Consider the following 368-nt stretch of genomic DNA (forward strand, 5'->3'; position numbering starts at 1 on the left):
ATGCTTTACATCATGAGGTGGGCTAAGGAGCGAGCCAGCCACGAGCTGGTTCGAGACATCGCCATGGACGCCGACGTCGGCGAGTTCTACCGGAGACTTGCCGCTGAGACGATGGTGAACCAGCGGTTCGGGGGCCCGCCTCCCTGGGATGAGATACAGCGGGATGCCGCGACCAAGGAACGCTGGTTTGGCGCACACAGGGCGGTCCTGTTCGAACTCGCGGCCGGACCGCCGCTGCCCGAGTTCGAGCTGTCCACGAGGAATTACGTGCGGGAATTCCTCGAGTCCCAAGGTCGCGACGTGGAGGCGTTCGCCCGCGAATACGAGGAGCGCCTGATCGTGACCGGGCGCATCCGCCGCCGCTAGCC

The 368-nt window shown here is 65.2% G+C and carries 1 protein-coding gene; it reads left to right on the forward strand.

The window, feature by feature from the left end:
• The coding region (locus J4G12_07645; GenBank protein MCE2455684.1) for a hypothetical protein at positions 1 to 366 on the forward strand (366 nt) is incomplete at its 5' end.
• Positions 367 to 368: the final 2 nt, after the last annotated feature.

It is taken from the genome of Gemmatimonadota bacterium (assembly GCA_021295815.1).
Taxonomy (GTDB): Bacteria; Gemmatimonadota; Gemmatimonadetes; order Longimicrobiales; family Gaopeijiaceae; genus JAGWBQ01.